The sequence below is a fragment of the Marinobacter santoriniensis NKSG1 genome, assembly GCF_000347775.1.
Lineage (GTDB): Bacteria > Pseudomonadota > Gammaproteobacteria > Pseudomonadales > Oleiphilaceae > Marinobacter > Marinobacter santoriniensis.
The window spans coordinates 87,015-94,680 of record NZ_APAT01000018.1; the positions used below are offsets into that span (position 1 = coordinate 87,015).

The 7,666-nt window shown below is 59.8% G+C and carries 8 protein-coding genes; 3 read left to right on the forward strand and 5 right to left on the reverse strand.

Translation table 11 applies throughout. The features are described 5' to 3' along the window. Nucleotides 1-44: 44 nt before the first annotated feature. The 3 genes from MSNKSG1_RS19645 to coaBC form a co-directional block, all read right to left on the reverse strand. Complete coding sequence (locus tag MSNKSG1_RS19645; RefSeq protein ID WP_008939668.1) at nt 45-2,684, reverse strand: phosphomannomutase/phosphoglucomutase; 2,640 nt, start codon at nt 2,682-2,684, stop codon at nt 45-47. A 99-nt stretch (nt 2,685-2,783) separates the two neighbouring features. After that, a complete protein-coding gene (gene dut, locus MSNKSG1_RS12635; RefSeq protein WP_008939669.1) occupies nt 2,784-3,245 on the reverse strand; it encodes a dUTP diphosphatase in 462 nt (153 codons plus the stop codon). Further along, nucleotides 3,242-4,438: a bifunctional phosphopantothenoylcysteine decarboxylase/phosphopantothenate--cysteine ligase CoaBC gene (gene coaBC, locus MSNKSG1_RS12640; RefSeq protein ID WP_008939670.1), complete on the reverse strand. Its 1,197-nt coding sequence runs from the start codon at nt 4,436-4,438 to the stop codon at nt 3,242-3,244. The genes dut and coaBC overlap by 4 nt, the downstream gene beginning before the upstream one ends. Before the next feature lie 187 nt (nt 4,439-4,625). On the opposite strand from coaBC, the gene radC reads away from it, so the two are divergent. From radC to rpmG, 3 genes are all read left to right on the forward strand, one after another. After that, nucleotides 4,626-5,300, forward strand: coding sequence for a RadC family protein (gene radC, locus MSNKSG1_RS12645; RefSeq protein ID WP_008939671.1), 675 nt, complete (start codon nt 4,626-4,628; stop codon nt 5,298-5,300). A gap of 219 nt (nt 5,301-5,519) precedes the next feature. Continuing rightward, the gene (gene rpmB / locus MSNKSG1_RS12650; protein ID WP_008939672.1) at nt 5,520-5,756 is read left to right on the forward strand and encodes a 50S ribosomal protein L28; all 237 of its coding nucleotides are present in this window, start codon (nt 5,520-5,522) and stop codon (nt 5,754-5,756) included. 11 nt (nt 5,757-5,767) lie between these two features. Next, the gene (gene rpmG / locus MSNKSG1_RS12655) at nt 5,768-5,923 is read left to right on the forward strand and encodes a 50S ribosomal protein L33 (RefSeq protein ID WP_008939673.1); all 156 of its coding nucleotides are present in this window, start codon (nt 5,768-5,770) and stop codon (nt 5,921-5,923) included. A gap of 67 nt (nt 5,924-5,990) precedes the next feature. Here the strand turns inward: rpmG and MSNKSG1_RS12660 are convergent, their stop codons facing one another. Beyond that, on the reverse strand, nt 5,991-6,851 hold the full coding sequence (locus MSNKSG1_RS12660) for an endonuclease/exonuclease/phosphatase family protein (protein ID WP_008939674.1): 861 nt from the start codon (nt 6,849-6,851) through the stop codon (nt 5,991-5,993). A gap of 68 nt (nt 6,852-6,919) precedes the next feature. Next, on the reverse strand, nt 6,920-7,558 hold the full coding sequence (locus MSNKSG1_RS12665; protein WP_008939675.1) for a thiol:disulfide interchange protein DsbA/DsbL: 639 nt from the start codon (nt 7,556-7,558) through the stop codon (nt 6,920-6,922). Between the last annotated feature and the right edge of the window lie 108 nt (nt 7,559-7,666).

Consider the following 7,666-nt stretch of genomic DNA (forward strand, 5'->3'; position numbering starts at 1 on the left):
CCTTTACAAAAAACGTTGATACGGGGACGGAGAGCGACCGGACATCAGAAGCTCATCTGCAGATCCGGCGCCACTTTGGCCAACTGCTCGCGGAACACGGCCTCGATTCGCTCGAGGGCTTCTCTGGTCTCGCCCTCGAAACGGAGCACCAGTACCGGCGTCGTGTTCGAGGCCCGGCAAAGGCCCCAACCATCCGCATAGTCGACCCGGATGCCATCGATCGTGCTGATGTTGCCATCGCCGAAGTCAGCCTCCTGGCCAAGGCGCTCAATAATGGCGAACTTGGTGCTCTCAGTCACCTCGACATTCAGCTCGGGCGTGCTGATATCCTCGGGGAAATCCGCGAACACCTCGTCGCAATGGCGATCCTCGATCCCGAGAATTTCCAGCAGCCTGGCAGCGGAATAGAGGCCATCATCAAAGCCATACCAGCGCTCTCCGAAAAAGATGTGGCCGCTCATCTCACCGGCCAGCAGAGCTCCGGTCTCCTTCATTTTGGCCTTGATCAGGGAATGGCCGGTTTTCCACATGATGGGACGACCGCCAGCCTCCGACACGATGCTCGCCAGGCGTCGGGTGCATTTGACGTCGTAGATCACGTCGGCTCCGGGATTGCGGGAAACCACATCCCGGGCAAACAGCATCAGCAACCGGTCGGGCCAGATGATCTTGCCGGTATTGGTGACCACGCCCAGGCGATCACCATCGCCATCGAAAGCAATGCCCAGATCGGCACCTTCCGATTTGACCCGGGCAATCAGGTCCGCAAGGTTATCCGGCTTTCCGGGGTCCGGATGGTGATTCGGGAAATCGCCATCGACCTCACAGTAAAGCGGGATCACCTCGCACCCGAGTTCCTCGATGAGCATGGGGCCGAGTTCGCCGGCAATGCCGTTGCCCGCGTCCACCACCACCTTGAGTGGAGCGGCCACCGCCACGTCTCCGAAAATACGGTCAAGATAGGCCCTGCGGACATCCTCGGCCGACTGGCTGCCCTGCCCCGAGGCCAGGTCGCCGGTCTGTACACGCTGATACAGCCCCTGGATCGCCTCACCGGAGAGGGTTTCACCCCCCAGCATGATTTTCAGGCCGTTGTAGTTGGCCGGGTTGTGGCTACCGGTCACCATCACGCCGGAGCCGGTCTGCAATTCGTGGGTGGCAAAGTAGAGAACCGGTGTCGGCACGGCGCCGATGTCGATGACATCACAGCCGGCGGCCATGACACCGCGGGCCAGGGCGCTGGCCAGTTCCGGACTGGAGTGGCGGCCATCGTAGCCAATGCACAAGCTACTTACGCCTCGTGCCACAGCCTCCGAACCAATGGCGCGACCGATCACCTGCACAATCTCGGGGGACAGGGTCTCGCCGACAATGCCGCGAATGTCGTACGCCCGGAAAATTTCGGGCGCGAGATCGACCGCCGGCACCGAGACTTCCTCGACCTGCGGGGCGTCGGAGGCACCAAACACCGTCTCATCACTGCTGCCGAAGCCCAGGACATCCTCGTCACCATCGAGCATATCAATGTCCGGCATTTCCTTGTCCTGGAACAGCGGCTCATCTCCCGAAGCCTGAGGTGACGGGCCGGCCGCCGGTGCCACCTTCGGACGGGCGGTTTCCACCGCCTTGGCCAGTCGTTTCTCCACCACCTGGGAGAGCCGACCCAGGACTTCTGCCATGGAGGCCACCATCTCCCAGCGCAGGCCAGGCTGCTTGGCCCGCTCTCCGCCAAAGACTTTGTGGGACCACTGGATCAGCGCAGCAACATCCTGACGCAGGCCCCGTTGGGCATTACTGAGCAGCAACCAGACCACAATAGCCGCCAGCAATGTCGGCAGGCCAATCAGCAGCGCCAACATCACAAGATCCACGGGCGCCGCCGGCTTTTGCGCCGGCGTATAAGTGACGGACCAGTCGGGGTTCGACAAATCGCGCGTCACCGCATCACCCGAGCCATTGCCCTTGCTGACCACCACCCGGGAGGTTCCGGACACGGTCTGGACCAGAGCAAGCCGTCCACCCAGGCTGGTATTGACCACATTCAACAGGGGCTGCAGAACCGATGCGTCAAAGACCACCAGCATGCTGCCAACCACAGCGTTGGAGGACGGATTACGCACAGGCGATGCCATCTGCAGATACCACTGGGCATTCCGGGGCACGGCCTCCGGCGTTACACGCTTTCCGTCGGCTGCCTTGCGCGCCAGCTCAAGGCCCGCGAAGCCGAGCAGCTCGTCACCGTTGGCGGAACGGGGAATCTGTCGATAGGGAAACAGGTAAACAGCGGCAACCCCGGGCAAGGCGTTTGCCAACTCCTGCTGTACCGATTCCAGGGGCACACGGTTAGCGATGGCCTCTGCCACGTATGCCTGGGAGGCCAGACCGTCAACGCTACGAGCCATCAGACTGAGATACTGGTCGAAGCGCTGCGCAGCGGCAGCAACTTCCTGATTTTTCTGAGATTCCAGACGATCGCCACCGGCGGGCTCCACCACCAGGAAATGGGCCAGAGCCACGGCCACAATACCGGCAATGAGGACCACCAGTGCCTGACTGATTGCGACGGTTCCCAATCCGCGCCGTTTCGGGCCGCCGGTCTTTTCACGGGTTTTGCCAGCGGATTTCTTGCTGACCGGCGCTGCGTCCGATACATCCTCGGAAGACTTCTTTCTACCCAGCTTCATAGTCCATCCTGCGATTCTATTTTTTTGGTTCTGGACAAGCGGTTATCCGCCAAGTATAGACGGCGCAACAAGCCCTTGCGCGCCTCCCGACCGTACCCGTTAACGGGTACCCGTCGAGCCGAAGCCGCCCTCACCCCGGCTGCTGCTGTCAAACTGCTCCACGACCTCGAACTCGGCCTGAACAACCGGCACCAGAATCAACTGGGCGATACGCTCTCCCACATCCACTGAAAACGTGGCGTTGCCTCGGTTCCAGCAGGACACCATCAGTTCGCCCTGGTAATCCGAGTCGATGAGCCCCACAAGATTGCCCAGTACGATGCCATGCTTGTGGCCCAATCCGCTGCGCGGGAGAATCATTGCCGCCAGCGAGGGATCGCCGATATGGATCGAAAGCCCCGTTGGAATCAGTGATGTCTGACCCGGTTCCAGCACCAGGGGCTCACTGAGACAGGCACGCAGGTCCAGACCGGCGGAGCCTTCAGTGGCGTATTCAGGAAAAGGAATGGTTGTTCCAATCCGGTCATCGAGAATCCGGACCTGCAAATTTTTCTTGCTCATGAATCGGTTTCCAGGTGGTGACTGATCAGCGCCACCAGACGGGTGGCAATGTTCTGCTTGGTGTCCGGGCCGATATGCTCCCGGCCATCGGGCCAGAACACCGTGACTGCGTTATTGTCGCTGTTGAACCCCATGCCGGGCGTGGACACGTCGTTGGCCACGATCATGTCGAGCTTCTTCCGGACCATCTTGTCGAGCGCATACCGGGCGACATCGTTGGTTTCTGCCGCGAAGCCGACGGTAAACGGAGCATCCGGTCGAGCGGCAACCGTGGCAAGCGTGTCCGGATTCTTGACCAGATCAAGGGAGAGAGCCTCTCGGGTTTTCTTGATCTTGTCGCCGGCGCAGGTTTCGGGACGATAGTCCGCCACCGCCGCTGTGGCGATAAACACATCGCTTCCGTCATCGACTGCGGCCATCGATTCGCGCAGCATGTCGTCGGCGGTAACGACCGACCGGAGTTCTACGCCGGCGGGTACGGGTATCGACACAGGACCACTGACCAACACCACATCAGCCCCGGCATCCCGGGCAGCCGCAGCCAGCGCATAGCCCATCTTGCCGGAGCTGTGATTGCTGATGTATCGCACCGGGTCGATCGGCTCCCGCGTGGGGCCAGCGGTAATCACGACGCGCTTGCCGCGAAGCGGACCATCCTGAGGATCCAGGATCCGCGCTGCCAGCGCCTCCGGTTCGAGCATCCGGCCGGGCCCGGTATCGCCACAGGCCTGATCGCCCAGGTCCGGCCCCCAGACGCGGATCTGGGGATCAGACAACAGCAGGGACAGGTTGCGCTGCGTTCGATGATTGCGCCACATGGCCTGATTCATCGCCGGGGCAATCGCGATCGGCGCCTCCGTCGCACAGCAAACGGTCGTCAGCAGGTCGTCTGCAAGACCATTGGCGAGCCGGGCCATGAAATCCGCAGAAGCCGGGGCCACCAGTATCTGCTCGGCCCATTTGGCCAGTTCGATGTGCCCCATACCGGCTTCAGCTTCGGGATCCAGAAGCGACGTGCGCACCGGCTCCCCACTCAATGCCTGAAAGGTGAGGGGCGTTACGAATGCTTCGGCACCCCGGGTCATGACCACCCGGACCTCACACCCCGCCTTTTTCAGGTGGCGGACCAGCTCTGCACTTTTATAGGCGGCTATGCCGCCGGTTACTCCCACGAGAATTCGCCTGGCACCCATACCGGTTCCGTAATTCCTTAAAAAGAAAGGGGTATAAGATAGCACGCCCGACCAGACAGGGCAGCCGGCGGAACCCCCTCAACGTTTACTGAATGTTACTTTTTAAAGTAACCTTTGTAACCCCGAGAACGGGTTCCGGTGCCGGATGCGCCGGAGGTCACCCTGACACCTGCAAGGAATGCGTTTCATGACACTCGATCCCTGGCCTGCGGACGAACGCCCGCGGGAACGCCTGCTTCAGCACGGCCCCGAAATCCTCTCCGATGCCGAGCTTCTGGCCATCTTCCTGCGAACCGGCACACCGGGCACTCCGGTCATGGCGCTGGCACGCAGTCTAATTCAGCAATTCGGTGGTCTGCGGACGCTACTGAGCGCGTCCCGCCGTCAGTTCTGCGAGGTCAAAGGACTGGGCGCTGCCAAGTACGCCCAGGTCCAGGCAGCCATGGAAATGGCCCGCCGGGTCATGGACGAGCCCCTGCGACAGGGAGATCCACTCCGCTCCCCCGCTGACACCCGACGGTTCCTGACCAGCCGTCTCGGCACCTATCCTCATGAAGTCTTCGCGGGCCTGTTTCTGGACAACCGGCACAGAGTGATCCAGTACCGTGAACTTTTCCGGGGAACCATAGACGGCGCCGCGGTCTATCCCAGGGAAGTGGTCCGTCAGGCGCTTGAGGACAATGCCGCGGCGGTCATCTTCGCCCATAACCATCCCTCGGGTGTCGCAGAACCCAGCCAGGCCGACATTTCCCTGACCCGTCGACTGAAGGACGCACTGGGACTCGTCGATATCAGGGTTCTTGACCATATGGTTGTCGGGCATGGTGAGGTAATATCCCTCGCTGAACGAGGATTGATGTAGGTAAAACCTTCGGGACGCTGAAAAGCTGGCCAATTTCCCAACAATTTTTTGCGTTGGGGGGCCAGTTCTGGTATAAAAGCGTCCCTTTCTGGCGGCGTCTGGCAGGCAGCGTTCCGTTTTCAAGGCGCGAACCGGGAGCAAGCAGGCTCCCCGGCAACCAGAGACGCATAAACAACGAATTCGTATTGATTGAGACCACTGCTCAGGTCGGAGGCAAGTATGTCCAGAGTTTGTCAGGTTACCGGTAAGCGTCCGGTATCCGGTAACAACGTTTCCCACGCGATGAACCACACTCGTCGCCGTTTTCTGCCGAATCTGCAGAACCACCGTTTCTGGGTTGAGTCCGAGAAGCGTTTCGTGAAGCTGCGCGTATCCACCAAGGGCATGCGCATCATCGACAAAAAAGGCATTGACGCTGTGCTGGCCGATCTTCGTGCCCGCGGCGAGAAAGTATAAGGAGCCGCATCATGCGCGAGAAAATCAAGCTGGTTTCATCAGCAGGCACTGGTCACTTCTACACGACCAAAAAGAACAAGCGTAACACTCCGGAAAAAATCGCGATCAAAAAGTACGATCCGGTTGTGCGCAAGCACGTTGAGTACAAGGAAGCCAAGATCAAGTAATCCTGATCAGGCTTTCGAAAAACCCGGCATCTGCCGGGTTTTTTTATGCCTGGGGAAAATGCCGTGTTCAGAACTTTTCCAGGTAGCCCTTGGGCAAGGCCACATCCATGGCGATGGGAAGATGGTCTGACACCGGATAACTCACCACTTCGGATCGACGAATCTCCAGGCTGGGACTGACCAGAATATGGTCCAGCGCCTTCTCCGGCCGCCAGCTCGGAAAACTGTGGGCAGTCGCCGGCAAGGGCACAAGATCCGTCTCTTTCAGCGGAGTATTGGAGAGCAGCTCTTCCGCATGGTTATTCATGTCCCCCATCAGCACGACATGCTCATAATCGGCAATCTGCTCGCGAATGTACCCCAGCTGACGCTGCTGCGCCGCTTTGCTCAACGACAGGTGCATCAGAACCAGAACCAGGGGGTCGTCTTCAGCGCCATAACGGGCAATGATCGCTCCGCGCCCGGGGATCAGTCCGGGTAGCCGGTGCTCCGTCACATCAAGGGGGCGGAACCGGCTGAGCAGGCCGTTGGAATGCTGTGCAAACTGACCGAGATTGCGGTTGAGCTGCTGATACCAATAGGGGATGCCGGCGGCTTCGGCGAGATACTGAACCTGGTTGATATAGCCGCTTCGCAGGCTGCCTCCGTCGCATTCCTGCAGCGCCACCACATCGTAACTGCTGATCAGGCGAGCAATGCGATCCAGGTTTTCAATGCGATTGCGGTGTGGCAACACGTGCTGCCAGCTTCGGGTCAGGTAATGCCGGTAAGAGGAGGTATTGATACCGACCTGGATATTAAAGGTCAGCAGACGGATGTGACGGTGGGGCTCGAACTCGGGAACGTGCTCAAGCCCGGAGCAGCGCCCCCTCGGGACCTGCTCCGACCGGATCAACTCGTTGAACTGTTTCCGAATACGTTTGTACATGATGCGGCAGTATTACCCTGCCCGATACCCCGGGTATGACCGATATGGACCAGCCAGCAAGCCACCGGCTACTGGCTTTGCGCGTGCTCTTTTGCGACCAGGAAGTCCACTACCTTGAGCATGTTTTCGAAGCTGCCGGCCATCGTGGCCGTGACAGTGTACTTCCCATTTACCAGCATAGTCGGTGTGCCGGTCACGCGCGCGCCCCGCACTTTCGCCTGGGCCTGCTGAAGCTTCGCGTTCACACCGAAGCTATTGTAATTCTTCAGAAATTCGTCAGGATCAATCCCTTTCGTGGCCAGGAAGGCCGCCAGAGATTTTCCGTCGTTCAGCCGCTTGTGCTCGCCCGCCAGTGCTTCAAAGAGCGCATCGTGAACCTTCTTCCGCTGTCCCATGGCCTCCAGGGCATAGAACGCCCGGGCATGCGGCTCCCAGGATTTACCCAGTGCAGCCGGGATGCGGACAAAGTTGACATAATCCGGGGCATTCTTCTCCCAGGCCTCGGCCAGGGGCTTGAAGTGGTAACAATGCGGGCAGCCGTACCAGAACACCTCAGCCACCTCGATGCCTTTTTCGCTCTCCGTGGGCACAGGGGTCTCCAGCTTTTTATAATGAACACCCTCTTGCCACTGGGTTTCAGCACTGGCTGTACCGGTCACCATCACCGCCAGTGCCAGGAAGGCGGCCACTCCAAAGGTTCTGAACATGAAACAACTCCGTTTTCCCGAATTGGTTTGAAAGGGATTATGACCCACACACCGCCAAAAGTTCCACGCCGCAGCGGCCGATGCCACATTACGTGATGGTAAGCAGCC